Source organism: Candidatus Uabimicrobium helgolandensis (genome assembly GCF_041508025.1).
Taxonomy (GTDB): Bacteria; Planctomycetota; Uabimicrobiia; order Uabimicrobiales; family Uabimicrobiaceae; genus Uabimicrobium; species Uabimicrobium helgolandensis.
The window spans coordinates 6,843,577-6,869,835 of the sequence record NZ_CP165719.1; the positions used below are offsets into that span (position 1 = coordinate 6,843,577).

The window sequence follows — 26,259 nt, forward strand, 5'->3', positions numbered from 1 at the left end:
TATTCTAAATTAAATTTTGTAAATAAGTGATTTCTTCTGATACATTTTCTGGGCAAACATACCTTGCTACTTCATCTCGTATAATTTGCTTATACACATCAATAGTGTTTTTCAAAATTTGTTCTATTTGGTATTTTGTCGTAAAAAAATACTTCGCTAAAGTTAAATAGCATGGTTTTTCTTTAAAAATAGGCATGCAGAAAGATTTATATTTTCGGCTAAAGTATTCTCGATTATGACGAGGTGCGTATTTTTCAACATAATCTGAAAATACTTCCTCTAAGAAAATTCGATTATTGTATGCTGAAGGCTTCTTGAGTTCTCTAGGAAATTTTTCAATTAAATCACCAAAAATAAGCTTGTTGAGGCATTGGCGAATTGATTTTTTATTTGGCATTACCTCTCCATTTTTTATCAAATGGCTAAAAGAGGTTTCTATTTGTTTTTTTAGAAAATTCCAATCTTGATTCTTCAAATCTATACTGTAAAAACCGTAGTTTTCCTCAGGCACATCATATGTAAAATATCTATCTGTGATCATTTGATTTAGCTTTGTTGATGCGATCTCATATTTTTGCTTCTTTGTTAGGTTGTCAATGTTTAGTTTATTGATACTTTCATCTTCTTTTTGTAACTCATTGAGCAGGGCATTTATCCGTACAAGAGAAGAAGGCTCAAACAAAACACGATGACTGTATTGAGAATATGACTTAAAAATAAAATAATCGCTATCAGTTTTAAATTCATATTCTAGATGCATTCGGGAGTCAACAATATCTAATAGTTTTTCCGTCCAATAACGATTAAATCCATTTGCCATGTGTTCTTCTAAATGTTCGTAGTTATAGTTTATCTCATTTTCAAAAGCATTTTGTTTTTTTTGAGTTTTGTCCCTGATAAACCTAGTTAAAGCGACAAGTATAAAAGACCGAAATTTACCTTTTGTTTTTGATGCTCTTTCAATCCATTTATTTTCCAAAAATAGAGTAAAAAACTCTTGTGTTAAGTCTTCAGCATCTAATTTGTGATATTTTTGTACAGATTTGTAAACTGGTTTCCAGTAATCGTGGCATAATTTTTCAAGTGCTTCGTTATTTTCGTTTTGAGCTTTTAATATTTGAGACCAATGAGTGGTTTTCCACATAAATTTACCTATTTATAATTAGTTCTAGATTTATTTTGTAGTTATTGCGCTTTTCAATTGAAATAACACTTTGATTTTGAAGATATTACTAAGGTTTGTCATCGCTCAAAATGTTTTTTTGAGCCCTACCTATAGGGCATATTTACATAAGATACTTGGTTGTTATCTATTGCATTTGGATGTGTCTGCTCTAATTTATGTTATTGGAAAAAATTGATTTTTTGTCTGACATTTTACAAAAAAAAGTAGTTGATTGTACGCTGACTGCAAATATAATCAAAAAATATGTAAATGCGAGGTATACCCTGTTCAATGCGACAAAGAAAGAGAAGTATGAGAGATTCAAATGAAATACGAAATTTACTCGGTTTTGGCATTACTAAAAACGATGATCCCTGTTCTATGAACTTAAATTTAGAAAAATATCCAAGAGTAGATTTCTATTGTGGAAAAAAAATAAATCACTATCTCCTTCTTCACGAGATAGGTCGCGGAGGTATGGGAGTGGTGTATAGTGCTCTTGATACTAATCTAAATAGAAAAGTTGCTCTAAAAATCATTTTGCTACCTGACACACAAAACTCAAATAAATTATTAAGAGAAGCCAAAGTTGTTGCACAACTCAACCATCAAAATATTATTCGTATTTTTGAGGTTTATCACTCCCCTATTTTCTTTTTTACTATGGAATTGATAGATGGCATATCTTTACATCAATTTATATACAACCATCGTAAAAAGGTAAAAAACAAGGAATACTTTCTTAAACTTGCTTCTATTTTTGTAAAAATCGCAAATACACTAAACTTTGTTCATGAAAAAAGCATTATTCACCGAGATATAAAACCTGAAAATATAATGTTAGATGGTAATTTGAATCCAATTGTTATGGACTTTGGAATTGCGAAATTAGATACAAAAACTATGAGCAACGAATTTAAAGGCACTCCTATTTACATGTCTCCAGAACAAATAGAAGGGAAGAAACTAACACTTTCTACAGATATATACTCTTTGGGTGTTACTCTTTACGAAGCTATTTCAACACAATGCATTTTTCAGAATAGTACAATTGTAAATTTATTTTATCAAATTATTCATGATGATCCCATTTCTTTGAGATCTATAAACCCAAAAGTTCCAAAAGAGCTAGAGGCTATCTGTTTCAAATGTATGTCTAAAAAAGCAAACAAACGATATCCTAGTATGACTCATCTTGGAAACGATCTAAAAAAATATATCAATGATAAGCCTGTTTCTGCAAAACCAATTGGCAATATGGAAAAATTAGCGAAACTAATTATTCGAAATAAATTATTAACGATAACTTTAGTTTGTGTAGCGTGTATTATAATTCTTCTGCTTTATATATCTTTTAAAGCAAAAGATTATCAGTTACAAATTGCACAAAATAAAATTGAAATAGGAAATAAACTACAACGCGAAAAAGAACAGTTGTATTTAAAAAGAGATTTACAACTAGCATATCTATCGGTAAAAGGGCAAAAAATCAATTCTGCACAAAAATATTTGGATGATGCTAAAAAAAAATCCTATTCTTCCAAAAATGCAGTTGAAATCAATTGGTTGCAAAACAAAATTTCACCTCAAAAATTAGAAATGAATATCTTTGATGGTAAAAAAATTTTATCGTTAAACAATGGTTTTGCGTTAGTAAAATCTTCGTCTATCTTATTTTACAAGTGGGATTTTTCAAAAAAAAATAAAATATCTATTCACAATATTATTAATGTAGGAGTAAATCTTGACACAAATAAAATAGCTATTATACATGGAGAGAAATCTTATTTTGTAACGGTTTACGATTTACAAACATGTAAACCTCTTTTTCGTCACACTTTGAATTACCAAAATGAATCTAGTTGTTATTTTTATTCTAACGATACACTACTTTTAGCGGGGAATAAGCAGCTCAACATTTTTAAAATTAATAGCTTCCACCTACAAAAAATAAGCCAACTTTCTCATCATCAAGGATCTTTTGTGGTAAAATCATTTACTAAGAAAAAGAATACCTTGTTTTATACTCATGGTGAATATATTTTTTACCACGATTTTTCCAACAAAAATCCCCATCGCTTTACTTTTTCGCAAAAATCTGAATATTGCGCTAGCGCATATGATCGTGAATCTGACTCTTTAGTTGTAGCATCTTTAAGTGCATTGTCTTTTCTGGACAGTCGTACATTTACAGAAAAAAATGTTATACATAATGATTTTTTTTCTACGGTTTTGAAAATTAGAACAAGTAAAGACTATGTCTTTGCTTTAGGTAAAAAAGGTAAAATTTTCGTTCTCAACAAAACAACAGGCGCAACAAACTTAATACACAACAAACAGAAATTAATTGATTTTATCATTCATCAAGAAACGATTTTATGTATAAGTAAAACAATGATGTTTGTCTACAATTATAACGACCTTGATAATCCTAAAAAATTGAATGAAGGAATTAGTGCAAAGTCTGTATTTGTAAATAAGAACTCGTTCAACACCTGTTCTGCCCTAAATGAGTTATTTGTATACAATTTAAAGGAACATAAATCTAAAAAGATATTTTTATCTCCAAAACCTTTTGGTCGTCTTCACCATTACTTTTTAAATCCTAAAAATAATAAGGTATTCTATACAGTGTCTTCTCCTCGAGAAATTTATAATCATAATGAAAAAATCACTCATTGTTTTCCGCACGCTTTCGAAATAATTCATGCTCGTCTTAATAACTTACTTTATCTTTACAACCAGTTCAAGGTAGATATCTGGTGCTTGCAACAAGAAAGAATTATTGATAATTTTTCATTTCCCATCTTCAACTCTCCCCCTGTTAAAACCGCTACTATCTGTCCAGAAGAACGTTATATATTATTTGCATTCAGCTTTTTTACAAAAAAAAGTTTCCTCTGCGTTTTTGATACAAAACTAAAGACATATCAAAAAATTGAAATAAAGTACCAGGGAGACAATATACGCATCAAGATTATCAAAGTTGGAAAACAATATTTACTACTCATATCTTTCGAAAAGGTTATTCAAGTATGGAATTTTAATAAACTGCTAAAAAACGAATATTCTTACTTTCAGCTAAACGGGCATAAATATGATATTACATGTTTTACACCTATTCAAGACGGCGCAAAACTTGTTTCGATAGATAAAGAAAATCATTTTATTTTCTGGGATATATCTTCTAAATATTTTGAGAAAGACCGTTTACTTCTTGATTTCGATACAGAATTTAACATCTTAGATTGTGCTTATGTTGAATCATTAGATCAATTAATAACAGTTGGCAGTAAAATTCTTGTTTGGGATTTTGGTCGCAAAATGAAGGAGATAAAACTAGAAGATTAGGACGTTAACTTACCTTAGATTGTCAAACTTTTTGTGTAACCTTCAAAAAAAAATATAAAATTATCTTAAAATTTCAGATGAAAAATTGCTTTCTTCCAAATATAGAAATAGAAGACAAAATGTAGCATAGTTCTACTTGTAAACGATGATTCTATGCTTTTAATAAAAATCTGTAATTTTATGAAAAAAATCAAGACCACATTTTTTTGAAGGGTAAAAAATGAAATATCTACTATTTTTATTTGTATTTGTAATAACAATAAATGCAAGCGTTTCTATTCAATCAGTTTATACTCAAATAGAAAAGCTTTCTCAAGATAAAGACATGTTGTTTTCTCATAGAGATAGTGCTTCTGTCTTATCTTACGTTTGGGGATTATCAAAAAATTATACAGTAGAAAATCTGCTAAGTAATGAAAATACCGAAATTACGCACAAAAAAGTAATTGGCGCATTTGGAGCAATGATAAAAGATAAACAAATTTTTCTTTTAACAAATACAGAATCACAATGTATCTCTTTATCTCCTCATAAATTTGGCATTATCACAATGGAGCAAAATCAAAAAAATGCCATTTATATTTCACTACCAAATAAATCTAAATTTTTAGACAAATCTGTTACTATTTTTCCAACAAACAATGATAAAAAAATCAAAAAAGCAAACCGTATGTTTCATGAATTCTTTGGCAATACGATTCTTGGCGTTTCTGTTTATGCAAATGGTCATCTTCTCATTCACCGAAATGACGATATTCTTATTTCTCAAAGAGTAGAAAAAGGGAAAATATATCCCATTTCTATGGCAAAATTCGGTATGTCAAACATAGGTTTTGTTATGCAGTTAGATAGTGAAGATATACATGGAGACATTTGTCAAATTCATTATTTAGAAAAGTCTACCAATGTCAAAAAGCCTATACAAAAAAAACAAAAGTAAACTCTATGTTTAGAAGCAGTTAGAAAAGTAGAAATTACGTTGATTTGCGATGCTCCAAGGGTGTTTACGTATATCAAAAAGTACTGAAAAAACGCAATCTCAATTTGAAACACTGAACTATAGATATTTCAAAGTTGTGCATTAATTTTTTTCAAATCCAAAGAAACATACGTAGTCCGTAGCAGGACAGCTGACATAATCAATAGGAGGCATCGCAAATAATCGTAGTTTTAAAAACATCTGCTATTTTTTGAATGATGACACGCTCGAACAAAGCAACACTGTTTTTTACGAGCACATGTTTTAAACAACGAATCATTGATGTATTTTCTTTTCTATCACCATTGGCACACCACCACCAGGTAAAAAAGTTACTCCACGACGCACAGCCGAAATAGGTTTGTTACTACGTAATTTTAACTGGAAATGAAGTAAAATATATGCTAATACAATTTTCATTTCATAAAAAGCAAAATGAATTCCCAAACAGCGCCGCGCACCACCACCGAAAGGAATGTATTCATACGAATTATATTCCCTCTCAATAAAGCGCTTCGGGCGAAATAGGTGTGATTCTGGATATAAATCTGGACGATGATGCATTAGATAAATACTAAGAACGACGTTTGTTTTTGCTGGTAGTGTATGCCCCATAATAGACATTGGACGTTGAAGTAAACGTCCAACAGCTGGAATTACTGGATATAAACGAAGCGTTTCACGACATACCGCATCAAGATAAGGTAGCTTTGTAATAGATTCGATATCGAAGTTATTGCAAAATGGTTGTAATTCGCAAGATAGTGTATCTAAAATTTGCGGATCGCGGTGAATCCAATAAAAAGCCCATGCTAATGCTGAAGCTGTTGTTTCATGTCCTGCAAGAAGTAGTGTTAGTAATTGATCTCGTAGAACTTTCTCAGACAAACCATTGCCATTTTCATCGCGTATAGCTAAAAGGCGTGAAAAAATATCTTGTTGATTTGGTTTTTTTTTACGAAGTTTAATTTCTTCGTATATAAGTCCATCTACTACTTTGACCATTTTTAAGTACTTTCCCCACGGGGTAAAAATACCAAGATCTTTTTGAAATGCGGAAGAGTATAGGAAAATAGCATTTTTCCCATTGAAAACCGAAATATAATCAACAAGTACCTGTTTATACTTTTGGAAACGATCCCCCTCTTTTAAGCCAAAAACCGCTTGTAAAATTACCTCTAATGATATATTTTGCATGACTCCTTGTATAAATACATGAGAATCTTTTGCCCATAACTCAGTATTTTTTCGAGTAGTATCTCGAATAACAGATCCATAAACGCGCATAGCATTTCCAGTAAATGCTGGTGTCATAAAGCGTCTCATGTTTAGATGTTTATCACCATCGATAAGCAGTAAAGATTCTCTTCCCAAAATAGGTCGTAATGATTCACTAACAGGTCCAGCGAACACATCATTATAGTGTGCAGTAAAAATCTCGCGCGCCGCTGTAGGGTCAGTAAAAATTAAAAATGGAGTTTTGGGTTCTAACATTAAATAAAAAGGATCTCCATATTTTTGTAAACATTTACTGATATAACTTGGATTCCTTATAAGAGTGTATACTTGCCACCACCAAGGCCTAGTAGGGCCAGGAAATGTCTCTTCTATCATTTTGTTAATCCTTATTACTTTTACTGGTGCGCGTCGACATTTAAGTGAGTCGCAAAAGTTTTTGAGCACGTTTCAAGTAAGCGTAGAATTTGAGTGTCAAAGAAGGACAACCTGAGAGGCACATAGCTGTAGCTACGTAACCGAAGGCTCAACGCCGCTATGATACTCAAAGGCAAGCTGCGTGCTTTTTAAAAACTTTTTGCGACTTGCTTAAAAGAATAACTATAATAACTCAAGTCACCACCTAGAAGTAACAGGAAAAAATAAAAGCCAAAATAAAAAAGACAGTCTTTAACTCGAAATTAAGTGACCTCACAAAAGTAATTTCAATTCTTTTGTGAGTAATCTTTTGAATAAAATCAGTATCTCCACAAAAAGCACTTTTTGAATTTTTCTTCCTGACATAGAAATACTATATTATATGACAACTTTTATAGGTCGCAACTTGAGTTATAATAATGTAACTTCGTTAGCACAAGTCGTTACCGCTCATTAACGTAAGTATATTCTTTCAATAAAATCTTTGTTGTTTGCCCTTTATAGCGAACAAAAGCTTCAAAAGTAGCGCTTCCCGCTTCAAGAGCTACTGCTTGAAAACGATGGGTTTTCGATTGTTGTGATTGCAAGGTGAAAGTAGGAATTTGCTGTAAGTTACTCAATTTTATATTTGAAGATGTTTTAACAATAACAGATATGTTTTCAACGGGGATTTCTCCAGCGTTAGTAATCGCAATACAGAATGTTCCTATTTGCCCTTTTGGCAGTGGATCTACTGTGTCATAGCATTCCAAAACAATTACTGGCTTTTTTGCTGGTACTACCTGTATTTTTTTTGGTATGTGCAACTTAATATTACGTATTTGGGTTTTAGCGTTTTGCGGTAAAGAAAAGCGAATTCGTCCTGACTCACTAGTTGAAAGAACCTCTAAGTGTTTGATACCTCGCCAATAAGTGATTCGCTTTTTATGCACCTTAAACTTCCACGGCACCCAACGTTCTTTTAGAGCATTTATTTGAGGGATTGTTACAGTATTCCCAATGTCGTTATTGTCACAGTGAAAATTGACGTTCATGTTTTGTTCAATACCTTTTACTTCAAAGGACAGTATATAATCGCTCATATCTTCTGTTCCAGTAGTTACGGTAATAGGATTATAATATGAAGAAGAAGTGTTATGTCCTTTTAGTATGTTGTTTTCAAATTGCCAATCTCCTTTTACTCTCCACGATTGCAAATGAGAATTGTTAAAATGACTTCGTAATTGTTTTTGTATTTTTGTTTGATAGGCCTTATACAGGCCCGAAATATACTTTTGTTCCTGCTTTGCTATACGCCGAAAATATTCAAAATAGAATGTTTTTTCCCATAACTGCAGTGCTTCGTAATAACGCTTTTTATCGACTAGTTCGCTGCTTTTCTTGTTTGCCTTTAGGTAATATAGAAATTCGTCTATCATACCATCAACTCCTGGAGACCACATTTCATCTATTAGAAATGCAAAACCTAGGGCAAACAAAGGAAGCTCTACACCAAAATTACTATGGATTTTTCCATGTAGTGCTCCGCGTTTGTTGTGCATAGTAATAACATCGCGATCGCAATACTCCAGAAATGTACTTGCTCGTGGAAGGTCAGAACTTTCAATACGCAGTTTATCTTCCAAAAAGTGCGGGAAAGATAACATGGTACTGTAAACGGGAGGAATTACCTGCTTCCAATCAATGTAACAAGCAAAACTAAACGGTAGTTTACCTAAAGACTCTAACTCAAAAGCTGGATGTTTATCTGCAACATGATCTATTACATCCATTAAGTTTTGAGGAAAGCGGCTAAACACTAGATATTTTCCGTCCTTATAAAATGCAAAGTTGCCAAATAATACCCGCAATATTTTTCGAATTTCACTGTGACCATAACCTCCATGGTAATAATTTTTCTTACTTTCCATATGAAAAATTTGTTGTCCCCTGTAGCTACGCGACACTAATTTATAGCCATATATACTCAGAAAATTTTCGATATAACTGCGAAACTCTTTGTGCTTTTTTATTTCAATTGCTGCAATAAATCGCGGTGGTATTTTTTGTAGTGACTGTGGTAAATGAAACAATGCATAGTTACTGCCTAAGCTGTCAAAAAAATCTTGGAGACGGAATCCAAAAAAAGTTTGTTCTGTTTGTTGAAGATAACCTTGCACTTCTTTGTAACTATGCGGCTCTATTTTTTTTGCCGCTCGATGAATTTCATGCCAAATTTTCGCTATTTCCCAATGCAAAGCAACCATTCCCCAAGTATTTTTAGGAATAAATTTGCTAATCGCAAGATCGAGCTCTCCTGAAGGCAGGAATACATTAATGCCTCTTGCGTTACCAAGAAGTGTAGCGTTTTTTAATCTATCTTCTAGCTTTTTCTTTTCGCGCAATAAATCGCGAAAACTAAATCTTTTCTTAAGCAATTTTGATGGATCAAGTATGCGTTTTGCATCTATTTTACGGCGAATATTAATATAGAACTGTGTTAGTATTTTGGCATCATCTACAGCAAAGCTAATTCCACAATTTCGCCAATCGCGAACTCCTAACGCCTGAAGTATGTTTTTGAGCCCTCCATCAGCAGAAAGGCGAATAATCGAGTTCACTAAACGCTCAACATTTAAATAAAGAAACAAAGAATTTGGACGCTTCACTTTGTCGTAGTACTTTGTAAATTCACTATTTTTTTGTAAATTATTACTAGGGTTTTTCCAGTTATTCAGCATATTCTGCATTAATGATTTTCCAGTGGTTACAAAAAGATAATCATCAACCAACGTGTAGTAGTAAGCGTTTTCTAATCCTTTTAGAAATTGTACTTTGTGACCCGAAAGAGTAATTTCATGTTTCCATTCAGGTATTTTTGAGGTAACACGTTCCAATAATTTTTCTAGATTTTTCTTGTGGGCAATGCGAATAACAGCAACCATCTGCGGCGGCTTAGATCCATTTGGAACATCTGTTAAAGCAACTGATATTTCCCCGGCAAATAAATCCCACAATTGATGTAGGTTTAAGTTGCTTGCGAACTCAAAATTTGCAGAAAAATCGCGCAACAATTTCGAAAAATTTTGATTATTTTTCAAATGGCTTAATTCAGGATGAGTAATTAAATTAAACATATTTGTGGTAACAACTTTTTCGCTCAACTTTTTAACGTCAGAACAAGAAACTACGGCAAAAGTATCTTTGGGAAAAACTTTGGGAAATACAACATCTTGCGCATAGGTACAAATCAAAAATGCGAAAAAAAATATCGTTCTATTCATAAAAATACCTTTTCTGTAACGGATGAGACAAAAAACATTCGACAGCCCAAACCATTAATTTAAAGCGTGATTTCATAATTATATGGAGTGCGATGCTCTCTTCGCTTACTTCGCAAGCTTTTCTCTCCTACGGGAGAGACCCATGCATCTCTTTTGTAAAAACAAAATAGTTGCGAGTTACGCCCACTCAAGTCTCGCGAAGGATAGGCATCGTATAAAAACACAAGTGAATAGTGTTAACTCTCACTTTATAAAACCAAATGGAATTATTCGCTTAGTACGTGTGTTCTTTCAGTAACAACTATTTTCCCTTGCAAATCATCAAAGGTAATTGTCGCTGGAACATTAAAACTACCAGAAATAAGGAGTTTTACATTTAACTTACATTTTAAGGTTTTATTTGGTTGAATCACCGCTGGACCAAAGACAATACTTCGGTTTTTAATCACTTTGTAGGTAGCACCAGAGGCTGACACAAATTGCATGCTTTCAGGTAAATCAACTTGTAGATGAGCATTTGTTATTTGTTTATTACCTTGGTTTTTTACGGTGAAAAAATATTGGGTATTTTCGTTTTGAAAAACGGGGTCGACAGTATCATTAGCTTGAATATATACGATAGGCTCTTCATATTCAGGCTGTATTTGTTTTTCAACTTGTAAGCGCAAGTTGCGAATGCGTACTTGAGAATTTGCTGGTAAATGGATGCCGAACAACCCTGATGTCGCGTTAGCGTTTACAACATAGTGCTTTAGTCCATACCAGTAACTAATACGGTTTTTGTGAATTTTAAATTTTAATGGTATCCACTTTCCTTGTTGTTCTTTACGTTCCTGAAATGAGATACTTTTGTAAGTAGGCGATCCGTTAAATCTTTCGTTCCAGTGAAAAAATATTTGGAAATTACTCTTGATGTCTTTTACTTCTAAATGAATAACATAATCCTCTAGAGCATTCTCGCCTATAACCGCTGAAAAAGTGTCAGGCGATTCGTTTTTTGCAAATAACTCTTCATTTTGCCATTTCCAATCGCCGGTAACATGCCACCCTGCTAGTGCACCATTAAACGATTTTTGCAAACGATTGACTAACTGACTTGTTGCTCCGTTGTACTTTTCTTTTAGTTTTAATTTTTCATTTTTAGCAATAAGACGAAAAGATTCAAAATGCGCTGTTTTCTCTAAAGACTCCCACTTGCGGTAAGCAGCATAAAATCGATTTTTACTTACTAATTCCACAACTTTTTCATTTACGCGCAAATGTTGATCTAGTTCTTTAAAAAATTTGCTAGTAACTGGTCCCCAAACATCTCGAAGTTGTAACCACAGCAATCCCTGCGCTACATAAAAATCAAAATTGAAATTAGTTCTCAATGAGAAAGTAGCTTGTTCACTCTCTGCCTCAAATCCTCCAACTACTGGAGAGAGATACTTGGCAATAGTAGACATGCGCGGAATATCTACTGATTTGATATCGCTTCCCAAGAAAGAAGAAATCTCACCTTCCCAAGAAGGAATAAAAGGGAGTAGAGTGTTGTAAACAGCTGGAAGGAGTGCGTTCCAATCTAGGTAAAGCAAAAAACTATACAAGCCGTGCTGTTTTACAGGAGAAATCTTTGAAATAGACAAAGGTGTCATGCTTTGTTGTGTATCGATTAGATCCATTAAATCTTGAACGATGCGGGTAATAAATATCTGATCGTTATCAATATAAAACGAAAAAGTACCAAGCAGCATGCGCAAATTTTCTCGTTGTTGTCTGTTTATTTGAACAATTGGATTACCGCGATATGTTGTTTGTCGTGATAAGTAGTACAACGTTTTGCCTTTGTATATTTTCTCTTTAAATTCATAATGAAGTAGATCAAACAACATTCCTAAAACTTTTTTAAGAAGTTTTGGGTTATTTGTATTTGCTGTCGCAACTAATCGAGGGATTAAACCTCCGGTAGGGTCAGGCAAATGAAATAGCGCATAATGTGGTCCCACAGAGGAAAGAGCTTCACTAACTGTTGTTTCCAAAAAAGCCTTTTCAAATTTACGAATATTATCATAGAAAGTGGTGTAAGAGTTTTCTTTAGGATAGCCTTGTTGTTGAAGTTGTTTTTCGTAGTTGTTATAACATCTTAAAAACTCACTCCACAACTCACTGCAGTTAACATTTTTTGCGATCCATCCTCCGCTGTTTTGAGGTATATTTTTTTCTATGTTTTGATTAATAGGCTGCAAGTGTAGTAGGCGATTAATACCCTTGTTCCCTTTTGCAACTAAGCGCATTCGCGATACAAAATGTGGTTTGTCAATCGCAAAAGAAGCACAAATCGCTTTCCAATCAAAAACCCCCATAGATTGCAAAGCTACTTTTTGTTTAACTGGCATATAGCCTTCAACGATATGCAAAAATTTTTCCATGTCAAAATAATAACTAAGAGCACTATTAGCAAATATTGTAGATGATTTTTGATACTGCGGTGTATCTTTTAGACGATTGCCTTGCTGTGATATATTTGTAAGCATGTCACTCATCAATTTCTGTGTGGTTGCAAATAGTAAATTATTGTCCACAGAAGTGTAGTGTAAAGCTGTTTCTAAACCTTTGACGTAGGAAATTTTCTGCCCGCCAACATCGTAACTACCTTTCTCAATCGGAACGCGTTTTATAAGAGAATCAATAAGTTTTTGAGCATTTTCTCCGTGCTGTTTGTGGTCAATAATTACCGCCACTTGGATCGGTTCAGAGCCACTAGGAATATCCACAAGCGCTACCGAAACTTCTCCCGCAAAAATAGCTAAACTTTCCTTTAAAGAAAGTCCTGTAGCAATTTTTAGTCGTTTTGAAAAATTATCCCAACTGTATTGTTTTTCGATTTCAGTAATAAGTTTTTTGATTTCAGGTTCTTGTAGGAAAGAGTAGAGGTAAGTTTCTTTGAATTGTTTTTTTGTTAACTCGATATCGGAAAATGAAATGACTGCTAGACTGTTTTTAGGAAAAATGTTGCTATAGGTGATGTTTTTTTCTTGTGCTTGTAAAACGCACAACGAAAAAACCAGGAGATAAAAAATCTTTTTCATCAAAGGTTCCTTGATAGTGACAATCTTATAATACATAGAACTTCACGATTGAACAGCTGTTAATACGAGAAATGCATAGTATTGTTTGCTAATTAATTTAGTTGTATTTTACAAGTGACCGTATGGTCACTTAGATAAAAAAAAAAACAAAAGTTCCTAGAATTACCTAAAATTTTTTATTATGGCAAAATTGTAATCACTCTGAAGAATAATTGGTATGTTGGTGTTTAGGTTGCTGTTTAAAAATGAAGCAGTAATTTTATAGGTTTAATCGAGTGCTGTTTCTTTTTACCTGATGGCATTTTCTCCATCACATTAAATGTTTCTTTTGTATATTCTAGTGATGCTTGATACATCTAATTTTTCATGATTAAAATTCATTGCATTACCCTTACTTCGTACCATATGCCACGACTGCGTCTCACGAGGGATATATTTAGGAAGTGTCTCTAGTTTATTTGGGTTTCTAACACCAATTTTAATATCTATTTGCGCAACTAAGGAATAACAAAAAAATAAAACAATTAAAATTATTTTAGTCATATTTTCTCATCCAAAAATAAAGTCAATTATAGTTTATAATCTACATAATGAATCAAACAGCTTACTTGAGCTATTCACTAAATGCTTAAATAGCTTTATTTTAGTTTACTTACACATATAATATATACTGCATTCAAGTTCTTTTTGGAATTTTAACCAATACAAGTTGTAATAAGTTCATATTCTTAGAATCATTATAAACTATTTCTTTAAGGAAAGATAAATGAATTCAACCCCAAAGTACTTAGGGAAATATAGAATTGTAAAGGTGCTTGGAAAAGGGGGAATGGGAACGGTTTATCTTGCCTATGATGAGAAATTAAAAAGAAATGTCGCAATAAAAGTAACAATCCACAGCGATATGCGTGCAAAAAAAAGAATGGTCCGCGAAATTCAAAACTTGGCTGATGTTCAGCATCCTCATATCCTCAAAATATACGAAGCTTTTATTGTTGATAATATGCCATGCCTTGTGATGGAGTATATTGATGGTATAACACTCGACCAGTGTATTCAATCAGGTAACTTATCAATGGTAGAAAGAGTTTATATTTTCGAAAAAGTAGTAGAGGCTATTGACTACGCGCATCAAAAAGGTATTATCCATCGCGATATCAAACCGTCAAATATTATCGTTGATAAAAATAAACACCCCTATGTAATGGATTTCGGGCTAGCAAAGAAGCTAAAAGTAGATTCCGATTTGACGAAAACAGGGTCATTTCTAGGCACAGCTCATTATATGTCACCAGAGCAAGCAAATGGTGAAATAAAGACACTAGACGCGCGATCTGATATTTATTCACTTGGAACAACTCTTTATGAACTTATTTGTAATACACGTGTTGTAAAAAGTAGTTATTTAATTGAAATTCTACAAGAAGTAAATTGTAAAGACCCTGTGCCACCAAGAGAAATCAATGATAAAATCCCACAAGATCTAGAATATATATGCTTAAGAGCATTACAAAAAAACAAAAAATATCGCTACCAAAATGCAGGTGTTTTTGCTTGTGATTTGCGCTATTTTTTAGAGAAAAAGCCAATAAAAATGCGGCAATACTATTGGCAAAAAAAAACAAAACTCCTTTTACTACTAGCATCTGTCCCTCTTGTCGTCATAGGTATATTCTTTGCCACAGTTAGGCCCACAGAAAAGCACGTAAAAATTGATATAGAGGACCACGAAGTGCTACTCAATAATGCTTTTAACTTAGTGGGAGCAGAGCTGTATGGTGAATCCCTTGATGTTTTTAATTCCTTGGCGAATAAAGATCTTACTGCCACTCATAGACAAAAATTGTATATTGGTTTACTCATCGCTAATGCCAAACAACAAAACTGGTCATTAGTATCAAAGTACTACCAAAAATATTTTAAAAAGCGAAATAACTCTCATGCAGACTTGATCATGGCGCAAATGTTTTTTACTTTAGGAGAATGGTCACAAGCCAAAAAATATTTTCCGCAACAAGTTGAACCAAAAAATGCTTTAGACTTCTACTACTTACAAGGACGTATTTATTATAGAACACAAGAATACAAGCAAGCAATAAATGCTTTTGTTAAAGGAACAGAAACAGCTTCAGCAATAATATCATCAGAGCAATATCGCACCCTTTCTCTTCTTAAACTCTATCATGCAAAAGCGCATTTTCAAGCACACAAAACAAATCAAATCCCCTTACATTTACAAAAAGCAATAAAAATATTGCAAGCTCTAACATCCAAACTTCCTCGCAATGTGGAAGTTTTTGAGTATCTAGCAATGAGTATTGCTAAAAAAGGTGATCGTCTCAATTTAGTTAAAGCAGAAGCACATCTACAAAAATGCATAAAACTACAACCTCAAAATTCAAAATATCATAATCTTCTAGCAAAAGTCCAAACAGACATGAAAAAATACAACGATGCCCATAAAAACATTATGCGCGCTATTGAATATAGTTCTGCTAATCCAATAGCGGCTATGTCTAGTTTTTTAAAGCTAGCTTATTTTGATGCAACGAGACAGAAAGACTGCTCTTTGGCGATTTTGCACTATAGTCAGACCTTTGCAAAAATCGAAAGACCTGATTTTATTGAAAATAAAGTGAAAAACATTGCTAAAAAATATCATGAGGCTTACATTCAATTGAAGTGGTGGCGTCAGCAACACAATAAGCAACAAATAAAATTAAGTAATGACATTGTTTCTTCTGAGAATACAGTGAGTGTTTATATAAATTTATTACGTCATCACACTCACTTACAACAGAAAGTCGCAAGTTATTTATCAAAAAATAATTTATCTTCTGAGAAAAACAAATGGATAGAAAATGCTCTACACAGATCTTTGGCAAAAAGAAAAAAAGAAATCAATGCCGCTAACTACTACCGATTAGCACATTTATACCTACACAGTCATCGCACTATATTTGAAGAATCTAATAGCACAGTAGACTACAGCAACATTAAAGAAATTTTTTGCTCAGACACAGAGCCTTTACATCGGTATCTCGCAGCAAAAGCTTTGTTGTTCATTGGAAAATCTCGCTATCTCGAACAACAAATTGTCTCACCTTCCTCATCAATGAATAAACTTCTTTGTACAATTGTATTACGCGAAGCTTTAATGACAGTTGATTGGCGTACTATTGCTGATTATTTTAGAAGACGGGATAATCCTTCGTATTTTATATCATTAGCCGCAATACGTTCATTATATATTCTAGGAGAAGATAATTCAGACAAGATACCCCTTATTAAACGTTTGCTATTTAGCAAACAGAAGAGCATTCGTATTTATGCTGCTGAACTCGTTTTCAAAATGCAAACAGTTACCCCAAAGATGTGGAAAAAAGCGGAAGGTATTTTTTTAGAATCGATGAATGACAAAAAAATAAAATATCGCTCCTTTAGTCATTTTTGCTTTTGGCATAATAAAAAAGTACAGAAAACTTTTTTACAATATCAAAATCAATATGTAAAAGGATGGAAAGAGCCAGAGAAAAAAATGCGTTTGGCGATGATTAGATCTATCCCACCCAATTTTGGAAAGGTAGAAAAGATAAGTAATTTTGCAAATTACTTAGTTGAATGCATTCGAGAAGAAAAGTCAGTTAGTTCTCTACAATTAGATGCGATCAACTTGTTAGCGACATACAATCCTAATCATTCGTATCTTCATAAAATTATTACATCAGAAAAGCAACATCCTATCGTACAAATTGTCGCTTACTTTTGTGTAGTAAACAACAAGTTTTTCTTAGTTAACAAAAATCAAAATATGCAAGAACTAGAACATTTCGTTAACAATATTCCTCGTATTTTGAAAAATGTTGATTATGTTCGTGACCACTTACAACAAGTAAGTAAAAAAAATTATCACCCACACTACAAAATGGCAGTTTATTATTTATCAGCTATTCTTGGTTGTCATATGCTGGAAACAATAAAAACAGAAAATGTCCAAGCAAAAGCTCATATCATTCGTAGCTTGTGTTCTCAAAAATACGGAATTGTACATAACATAGTCCAAACTTACAACCATCGCATGACTAATTTTTTTGTAAACGCTTATAATCGAAAAATCGCTGATAAGTGGAACACTAAACAGAAAAAACAACTAATCAACAAATATGTTCGATCTAAAAATTCAATTATTCAAAAAAATGCACTAACAGCGAAATATACATATGCTTCTGAACAAGAGCGTTATGAGCTCTTTACAAGATATAAGAAAAAAAGTGCAGTACATCGAAAACAGTTAGCACAGTCAATATATAACTCTATGGAATTTCGTTTACACTTATTTTCAGATATGCTGGCAACGCACTCTCCTAAAGGTCATTATTATCGTTACTTAAATCAACTACTCGACTCGATAAAGAAAAGTAACGTAACGCGATCTAAGATGCATAATTGTATTGAACACGCTTTAGAACTCGATCCACAGAATATAAAATATCTATTTGAAAAAGCATGTATTCTTCTTAGTGAAGGAAAAATACTCGCGGCGATCAAAAAACTACGAATAATTTTAAATTTACCACACGACAAAAACCATATTTTCCAAATAGATCTTGCACGTCTTCAATTGGCAGAAATATATTGCGAAGACACAACAATGCAATCTGAAGAAAAACAACGACTCATTAATCAGCTTATTGGAATCCCACCGAAAAACATAATCCTTAAGCAAGACATAGTATACCTTCTTAAGACAGGGCGAATATACGCAAATTTAGGTTTATGGAAATGTGCACGCCAAATTTTTGACCACGTATATTTCCAACTATACAGAAAAATGTCAGTTCCTACCGCTTTTAAAATTAGTACCAAAAACTTAAATGAAGGTGATAAAGAAAGAGTGGTGAATTATTTACAAAAATTAACGCTATACGAGGTAAACAAATAAGTATGGTTTGCGTTATTGAACCCAAAGAAAAACAGACTACTGTTGACCGAAAGAAATTTACTAATGAAAATCTTTCTCGCCGGATTTGGGCTATTTTAATCCGTTTGGATCCCTGATTTAGCCAGAATGGCAAAATAGATATTTAGTTATTAAATCAACAGTAGGTGAATGAAATCCTGGAAAGGGATACACAACGACTACTCTACAATTGTTTGTTGAACAAGTGTACGAAATTTTTCACCTAACTCATTTGAAAAAGGCCAAAACTGGGTAAACATTAATGCAACAAGTTGCTCTTTAGGATCGATAACAAAAAATGTATTTGCAGCTCCTGCCCATTGAAATGCTCCTTTGCTGCTTATGGTATGTGCGAGTGCTGGGTCTTGCATTACTGAACCTCCGATGCCAAATCCGTAACCCCACATTTTTCTTCTTGTTCCATAAGGAAGTTGTTCGGTGTTTAATTGGTTCAGCATCATAAATTCAACCGTTTTGCGACTTAGTATTTGCTTGTCTTTAAATTTGCCCTTTTGTAAAAGCATGGTGCAAAAATTCATATAGTCTTTTGCCGTAGATACTAAACCACCGCCCCCAGAGAGAAATGCAGGAACGGAACTAAAATAACCAATGCGCGAATCAAAAGGAACTATTTTGTCATCTTTCGATGTATAAAGTACAGTAAAGCGATCGATTTTATCTACGGGCACGTAAAAATCGGTATCATTCATTCCTAGAGGTTCAAATATTCGTTCCTTTAGAAAAACATCAAATTTTTGACCTGAAACTACTTCGATAAGATATCCTAGAACATCTATAGAGATACTATATTCCCATTTACTTCCAGGCTGATGTTTTAAAGGCATTTTAGTAAGTTTATCAACAAACCCTTTAAGAGAAGTATTACGGTCAAGTATTTTTGCATCTACATACATTGTGTCTACAGGTGAGCTAGCAAAGTATCCATAAGTCAACCCTGCAGTATGAGTTAGTAAATCACGAATAGTCGGTTCGCGCTCCATGTCTTCTACTTGTATACCTGCTTCATTTTCAGCAACAAAAACCTTAAGATCTTTAAATTGAGGTATATACTTAGAAACAGGATCGTATAACTGAAAGTGAGCCTCTTCATGTAATATCATAACTGCGACGCTGGTAACTAGTTTACTCATTGAGTATATACGAAAAATAGTATCATCTTGCATTTTGCGGCCGCCAATTTCTGCAACCCCTTGGTGCTTAAAATGCACAATTTTTCCGCGACGCGCTATCATTGTAGACATCCCTGAAATTTTTTGTTCTTGAATGTATTTCCCAAGAATTTGTTCTAATTTCTCTAGTCTTTGAGGAGATAAACCCATGCTAGAAGAAAAATCTTGGCTCAGAACACTACAAAGACAAAAAATCAATATTGATATTTTTTTCATATGTACAAAAGCAACTGTATTCAATAATCACATTATCTAAATGATCTAAAAAAAGTAGAAATTTAAAGCTCTACATTCAATAAGTAACTGCTTTTGACAGGTCACTTAGTTGTTGAAATACAAATGCTTTTCTTTCCTTTCTATCCAGTGACTAAATATTTTCGCCTAAACAACCTAGTAACTTTTGTTAAGTCGCTTAGAAAGCACTATGCAAAATAGATTCTTCTATGTTAATATATCTAATAATTTATCAAGAATAATTACAAAGGCCGGCAGTGAATTATAATCACCATTATTTCATTCTACATTTCTTCAGTAAACAAAAATGCACAACTTAATTGTGTCATTTATTGATATTTCATTTTTAATGTCGTCTTCAGAGAACCTAAAAAATGAATAGATACTATAACATTATTTTTAATATGTTTGTTGTTGTTTGTGGTTTTTTGTTGGGAATTTATTGGTATCACTATCGGCTTTTTCCCATTGAAATTTTTTCACAAAAACATAAAATCAAACGATATACTCAAGATACTTCTTTTTTTAAAAACGAATTGTTTGTTAATCAATCGAATAATCGTGTATTCGATGATTTATTTGTAATACAAATACCTACATACTGCACTAAAAATTTAGTGATTTATACACAGACAGAATTAACTATCTACATGCTATTCCCACAAACAAAATTACCAGATAGTTGGCAAAAAACAAATATTTCTGTAGAAGTATTAACTCCTTGGGAAAGTTACATCACTGTGGCGAAAAAACAACTTCTTCCCGGAATTACAGTACTAAAACCATCTCGAAGATTTTTATCACCTATACTACTGGACATAAAATTAGAATCGATTAAAGGTTTTAATTTTTTTTATCGCTATGACAAATAATCTCAAGAAATACTTCTCAATACTTCTATTTTTAATTGGATTTATATTAGGAGCTAGTTGGTATAGGTATAGAGTATACCCTTTTTATACTATTAAAAATTACTTGTCTTTACAAAATAGTAAACTGGTAAAATACACCAAAAATACATATATTTTTAGTGACCGTATATACATTAATTTTTCTGATGATTCGCGCTTAGAAGGAATGTATTTAATTCAGGTTCCACGCCACTGTAAAAAAACACTTATTGTAAACGCCAAAAAAAAGATATCGATCTTTCGCTTAATTATGTCTAAAAACATCGATAAATTCTCAAAATGGCAGAAAACAAATATAAAAGTCGAAATACAAGGGTACTCAGGAACTCATGACACGGTGATAACAAAAAAATTTCCTGCTGGAAAAATTATTTTAGCTAACTATGAATGGGTTTTTGCACCTGTTCTTATTGAAACAGAATCCCCAAATAATATTTCTTTTCATTTTGAATAGGATATGTCAACATACGGAGTAAGAATGTTTATACTTGATATATTTTCTCTGCAACAAAATATCGATTTTTCATTACGTTCTCTAACAATTAGCTTATTACTAGGTACATTGCTGTCTTTGGCCTTAAAGATTCATTACCAGCGTTTTGGAATGTCGTTGTCTAATCGCGTTGCTTTTTCTAAAGTTTTTGTATTTATTACTTTAACTACTACTTTAATTATTAGCATCGTAAAGTCATCTATTGCTTTATCTTTAGGTCTAGTTGGAGCGTTGTCGATTGTTAGATTTCGCACACCAATAAAAGAGCCGGAAGAACTTGCGTATTTATTTATGTGTATAGCTGTAGGTCTTGGTTTGGGAGCAAATCAGTGGCTTGCCACTATTGTTGCTACAACTATTATTCTTATCGTTACCATCAGATGGAAACGCAGTGAAGATCAAAGTCTTTTTCTTTCGTTGGATTGGGAAAAATCACACAATATTGACCTCGATCAATTGCAAAATTGTCTTTTAAAGTTTATATGTGATTGTGATCTACGTCGTTTTGATTCACGAGACGAGCGCGAAGAAGTAATTTATTATATAAATATTGCAAACAGCGATAACCTATTGTCTCTTATTCAAAAGCTAAAAACTGATTTTCCGCAAATTGGTATTTCTTTTCTCGATAAAACGACTATTCCAGGTGTCTAATGAAGATAAACGCGTACAAACCTAAAAGCAAACCGAAAGTAAAGAAAAAACCCTGGCTATTTATCTTGTGTTTTTTACTAACAGCAGCTCTTACATTTTTTATCGGTTTCTATAATGGAATAAAATACCGAAGCTCCTTGTTAGGAGAACTACAACTACGAGGCTTTACTCAACGCAGCAATTCTTTTTCCGTAGGAGCTAAAAACTTTTTACGTACTCTAGTAAAAGCTCCTAGTCGCTACTTGCAAACGTCTAATGCTACAAAAATCTATATAAATATTAAGTTCAAGCATTTTGATAAGTTGCAAAAAAAACGCCGTAAAGCCCTTTTCATCGGTCGCCTGATCAAGAATGATGATGATTATGTCCCTGCAAAGATAGTGATCAAAAACAAAACATTCTCGGTGAAATTACGTTTAAAAGGCGATGATCTAGATCATCTAAAAGGCAATAAACTTTCTATGCGAATAAAAGTACGCGAAGGAAAACATATTTTTGGTATGCGTCGTTTCTCTCTCCAAGCACCACGTACAAAAGGCTATCAAGCAGAGGCACTAATTCATGATCACATGCGTACAGAGGGTATTATAGCACCTCGATACTTTTTTGTAGAAACATACATAAATGGTTCAAACATTGGCGTCATGGCAGTAGAAGAGCATTTCTCTAAAGAGATACAAGAGTTTAATCAAAGACGTGAAGGTATTGTATTTCGACTTGATGAATCTTTATTATGGGAAAGCACGCGTAAAGGTCACCCTCAAGGGGTTTATGATTCTTATAGTACAGCAACTTTGAAAGCATTTCATCCTAGCCGCATTGCCAAAAATCCTCTTCTGCAACAATACTTTGATAATGCCATTGGTTTATTTCGCGGTTTTTTGGAAGGTAAATTAGAGCCAGAAGAGGTTTTTGATCTAGAACTTTTTGGGAAATTTTTTGCGATCAATGAAATATGGAATACCTTACACGGTTTACGTTGGAACAACATGAGGTTTTATTACAACCCTATCACCACCAAAATAGAACCTGTGAGTTTTGATATTAACGCCAACAGTATTCAAGCAAATGACTTACTTGTCATTCAACATCGCTTTGCTACTTTTCCACAGCATATGATGCGTTCTAATAAAATGCGCAAAGAATATATACGTAATTTACATAATATAATCCCTAAAATAGTAAATGGCAATATCGTCGAGCTACTGCGTAAAAAAGAACAACAATATTTAAAAACTATCTTTGTCGATTCGCCTATGATTGCACATTTTTCTTTTAGCAACTTAGTAAAACGTGCACAATCTTTGTCGCAAATTACTATAGATAATATTACCACATATCAGCCTACACACAATATAAATGCAAAACATTATTACCCTCAAATACTTCATGCTTATCTTGTCAAAAGTCCTGCAAAACATATAGAAATTCACAATATTATTAATGTGCCTATTGAGATCGAGGCTATACAAACCAAGAGAAAAATTTCACAATCTTTTCCTATCGAATTGCCAGCAACTTTATTTGCACAAACCCCACAACAATGGAATGTGCCCTATGAATTTTCACCACAAGAGCAAATAGTTGTTGTGGCAAGAATTAAAAACGATAAACAAAAATATTACATAAAAGCGGTACGCTATCCAAATACGATGAAAAAATCTCCTTTACCACAATTAGAGTTGTCAGATATTCTAAAGAATAATGCTTTTTTAGCGCTTGATAAAAAACGTATTGTCATAAAAAAAGGTGAGTGGGTAGTTAAAGACTATATTGCTTTTCCCAACGGAATCAATTTACATATTGAACCTGGATGTACATTAAACTTTGCAGAGAAAGCTGGTTTCTTAGTTCATGGGGCTCTATTATGTCTAGGAACAAAAGATGCTCCCATTCATCTACAAGCAGCAGAAAACAAATGGCGAGGTATTGTTGTGATGAATGCAAAAGTACAGTCGCAATTGTCACATGTACACATAAAAAACACCAAAGGACATAATTTTTCACAGTGGACATTAACTGGGGCCATTACTTTTTACAAAAGCAATGTTCATATTAGAAATAGTACATTGGAAAATAACGACTGCGAAGATGCATTAAATATTGTGCAGGCGAAATTCTCTTTACAAAAAGTCAACATATTCAATACTGTTTCAGACGCTTTCGATGCAGACTTTACAACAGGTAGTATTAAAGACTGTCACTTTAAAGATATTACTGGCGATGCTATTGATACAAGTGGATCACAAATAAAAATAGAAAATACTCTTTTAGAGAATGCCAAAGACAAAGCGCTTTCTTTTGGAGAAAAAAGTAATGTGCAGGCAAAAGGCATCCAAATACATAATTGTGGAACAGGAATCGCTGTAAAAGATACATCATTTTTAGAAATCTCAAGAAGTACTTTACACCATACAAAACATGTCGCACTCATGGCATACATTAAAAAAAGCGAATTTGCAGGGGCACGCATCATCGCAAAACAATTAGAGTTTATTGGCAATAACAAAATAATAGCACAAACAGGTAGTGAGATTAATATAGACAACAAAGATGTTGTTTCTCAAGATATTGATATTGACAAAATATATAAAGATGGCTATATGAAAAAAGACCAATAATATGGAATATCGTTATGAATTAAAGTTTTTACTTACAGCAACACAGCTTCATACACTTTTAATGGATATACGTCTCCATCCTTTACATTTCCAAGCGCATTATCCTGAAAGAGTTGTCAATAGTCTTTATTTTGACACTCTTGATTTCGATTGCTATCGTGATAATCTTACTGGCCTAAGCAAGAGATCAAAAGTGCGTTATCGTTGGTACGGTAGTCATTTTTTGAACAAAGAAGGTCAGTTACAAGTAAAAACGAAAAGCAATTATTTGGGATCAAAGTTAATATTTAGGGCAAAACAAGAATTTTACAATAAGAATGATTCTTGGCGTACTATTACGCGCAATTTGCAAAAAGTGATAGAGCCGCAAGCCAAAAAATGGCTTGAGATATACTATTTTCCGACTCTTATAAATAGTTATTATCGTAAATATTATATCGATTTAGAACATAAGATTCGCATAACTGTTGACCACAAGCAAACAATGTATGAGCAAGTATCACGCTCTACACCAAATACGTTAACCAAACTTAATATTCCCAACATTGTGATTATGGAAGTGAAATTTGCTAAAAACTCATATGAAACGGTGTCACAGATGCTAAAGAAATTTAATGTTCGTTTAACACGTTATTCTAAATACGCCCACGCTATCTCACATTTTGTTGAGTTTTAGGTAGAATTATGAAAAACCATTTACTGCAAGATCGCTATCAGCTAGTATCTCCCATTGGCAGTGGGGGGACAGGAGTGGTTTATATTGCTTTTGATATGAAAACTTCTCAAAAAGTGGCGATAAAAAAAGTGCAAATTCTTTGTGAAGATAAACTACAAAGTATGCAAAAAGAGTATAATTTTTTACAAAGAGTAGAGCATATTAATTTAGTCAAAGCTCATCAATTTTTTGTTGTCGAAGACTATGCGTATATTGTATTGGAATACGTTTATGGTAAAACTTTGGCAGACATTCTAAGTAAAAATAAACACTCCGTTTGCCTAATTAGTCAACTAGCTATTGCCAATCAAATTGCACGTGGTGTTGAAGTGCTCAACACAGGAGGAATCATTCACCGCGATATAAAGCCACAAAATATTATGCTCAACATCCAAACAGGTGAAATTAAAATCGTAGATTTGGGGATTGCAAAAAATGCAGAAGACAGAGAAGCTTTAATCGATGACATTACAGGAACCTATGCCTATATGAGTCCAGAACAAACAAGAGGTAAGATAAGCTGGACAACTGATATATTTTCCTTAGGGACTGTACTATACCAATTTTTTATCTGGGGAGATACTTCTCCTTTTGAAACAAAAAACATATACCAAACCATTGAGAGAATCCAAAACTATAACCCCCTTGATATATGTAGTGTTCTCGATTTTGTTCATGCAACAAATAAACAAAAACAAACATACGAACAAATCTCTCAAATTGTAGAAAAATCTTTGTCTAAACTTCCACAATTTCGTTGGGAAAATGCAGGCATTGTCGCCGACTTATTTTTTGATTTACACCAAAAACTACTCAATGATATTAACGATGAACCGCAAAATTATAAAATCACAACTTCAAGACAAATCTCTCCACAGCTACAAGGAATGTTACATTCTATGCGCAACAATTATAAGTCGATTTAAAACAACATCTTTGCTATATATAAAGCCAGTAATTATCGGGAAACTTTATTTGAGATTTCCTTTTTAGATAGAA

General features: G+C 33.0%; 15 protein-coding genes. 9 read left to right on the forward strand and 6 right to left on the reverse strand.

What is annotated here, in order from left to right; genetic code table 11:
• Positions 1 to 4: 4 nt before the first annotated feature.
• Positions 5 to 1,144 (reverse strand): hypothetical protein, encoded by a 1,140-nt coding sequence (locus tag UABHE_RS25465; protein ID WP_372366126.1) that lies wholly within the window; start codon positions 1,142 to 1,144, stop codon positions 5 to 7.
• Between the two features lie 333 nt (positions 1,145 to 1,477).
• On the opposite strand from UABHE_RS25465, the gene UABHE_RS25470 reads away from it, so the two are divergent.
• Both UABHE_RS25470 and UABHE_RS25475 read left to right on the forward strand, forming a co-directional pair.
• A complete protein-coding gene (locus UABHE_RS25470) occupies positions 1,478 to 4,516 on the forward strand; it encodes a serine/threonine-protein kinase (RefSeq protein WP_372366127.1) in 3,039 nt (1,012 codons plus the stop codon).
• A 220-nt stretch (positions 4,517 to 4,736) separates the two neighbouring features.
• Positions 4,737 to 5,456, forward strand: coding sequence for a hypothetical protein (locus UABHE_RS25475; RefSeq protein WP_372366128.1), 720 nt, complete (start codon positions 4,737 to 4,739; stop codon positions 5,454 to 5,456).
• A gap of 315 nt (positions 5,457 to 5,771) precedes the next feature.
• Here the strand turns inward: UABHE_RS25475 and UABHE_RS25480 are convergent, their stop codons facing one another.
• From UABHE_RS25480 to UABHE_RS25495, 4 genes are all read right to left on the reverse strand, one after another.
• Positions 5,772 to 7,109, reverse strand: a complete 1,338-nt coding sequence (locus UABHE_RS25480; protein ID WP_372366129.1) for a cytochrome P450 — start codon at positions 7,107 to 7,109, stop codon at positions 5,772 to 5,774.
• Between the two features lie 482 nt (positions 7,110 to 7,591).
• Positions 7,592 to 10,411 carry a DUF4836 family protein gene (locus tag UABHE_RS25485; protein WP_372366130.1) on the reverse strand — a complete coding sequence of 940 codons (2,820 nt, stop codon included), beginning with the start codon at positions 10,409 to 10,411 and terminating at the stop codon, positions 7,592 to 7,594.
• Between the two features lie 266 nt (positions 10,412 to 10,677).
• Positions 10,678 to 13,482 carry a hypothetical protein gene (locus UABHE_RS25490; RefSeq protein ID WP_372366131.1) on the reverse strand — a complete coding sequence of 935 codons (2,805 nt, stop codon included), beginning with the start codon at positions 13,480 to 13,482 and terminating at the stop codon, positions 10,678 to 10,680.
• 315 nt (positions 13,483 to 13,797) lie between these two features.
• Positions 13,798 to 14,025 carry a hypothetical protein gene (locus UABHE_RS25495; RefSeq protein WP_372366132.1) on the reverse strand — a complete coding sequence of 76 codons (228 nt, stop codon included), beginning with the start codon at positions 14,023 to 14,025 and terminating at the stop codon, positions 13,798 to 13,800.
• A 223-nt stretch (positions 14,026 to 14,248) separates the two neighbouring features.
• Between UABHE_RS25495 and UABHE_RS25500 the strand changes: the two genes are divergently transcribed.
• Positions 14,249 to 18,424 (forward strand): protein kinase, encoded by a 4,176-nt coding sequence (locus UABHE_RS25500; protein WP_372366133.1) that lies wholly within the window; start codon positions 14,249 to 14,251, stop codon positions 18,422 to 18,424.
• A gap of 197 nt (positions 18,425 to 18,621) precedes the next feature.
• Here the strand turns inward: UABHE_RS25500 and UABHE_RS25505 are convergent, their stop codons facing one another.
• Positions 18,622 to 19,848: a serine hydrolase domain-containing protein gene (locus UABHE_RS25505; RefSeq protein ID WP_372366134.1), complete on the reverse strand. Its 1,227-nt coding sequence runs from the start codon at positions 19,846 to 19,848 to the stop codon at positions 18,622 to 18,624.
• A 392-nt stretch (positions 19,849 to 20,240) separates the two neighbouring features.
• Between UABHE_RS25505 and UABHE_RS25510 the strand changes: the two genes are divergently transcribed.
• The 6 genes from UABHE_RS25510 (at position 20,241) to UABHE_RS25535 (ending at position 26,186) form a co-directional block, all read left to right on the forward strand.
• Positions 20,241 to 20,738 carry a hypothetical protein gene (locus tag UABHE_RS25510; RefSeq protein ID WP_372366135.1) on the forward strand — a complete coding sequence of 166 codons (498 nt, stop codon included), beginning with the start codon at positions 20,241 to 20,243 and terminating at the stop codon, positions 20,736 to 20,738.
• 103 nt (positions 20,739 to 20,841) lie between these two features.
• Entirely contained in the window at positions 20,842 to 21,231 is a 390-nt protein-coding gene (locus UABHE_RS25515; protein ID WP_372366136.1) for a hypothetical protein, read from the forward strand.
• A 24-nt stretch (positions 21,232 to 21,255) separates the two neighbouring features.
• Positions 21,256 to 21,924 carry a DUF4956 domain-containing protein gene (locus UABHE_RS25520; protein ID WP_372366137.1) on the forward strand — a complete coding sequence of 223 codons (669 nt, stop codon included), beginning with the start codon at positions 21,256 to 21,258 and terminating at the stop codon, positions 21,922 to 21,924.
• Positions 21,924 to 24,545, forward strand: coding sequence for a right-handed parallel beta-helix repeat-containing protein (locus tag UABHE_RS25525; RefSeq protein WP_372366138.1), 2,622 nt, complete (start codon positions 21,924 to 21,926; stop codon positions 24,543 to 24,545). Before UABHE_RS25520 ends, UABHE_RS25525 begins: the two co-directional genes overlap by 1 nt.
• A gap of 1 nt (position 24,546) precedes the next feature.
• On the forward strand, positions 24,547 to 25,221 hold the full coding sequence (locus UABHE_RS25530) for a VTC domain-containing protein (protein WP_372366139.1): 675 nt from the start codon (positions 24,547 to 24,549) through the stop codon (positions 25,219 to 25,221).
• Positions 25,222 to 25,229: 8 nt separating this feature from the next.
• Complete coding sequence (locus UABHE_RS25535) at positions 25,230 to 26,186, forward strand: serine/threonine protein kinase (RefSeq protein ID WP_372366140.1); 957 nt, start codon at positions 25,230 to 25,232, stop codon at positions 26,184 to 26,186.
• Positions 26,187 to 26,259 lie beyond the last annotated feature (73 nt).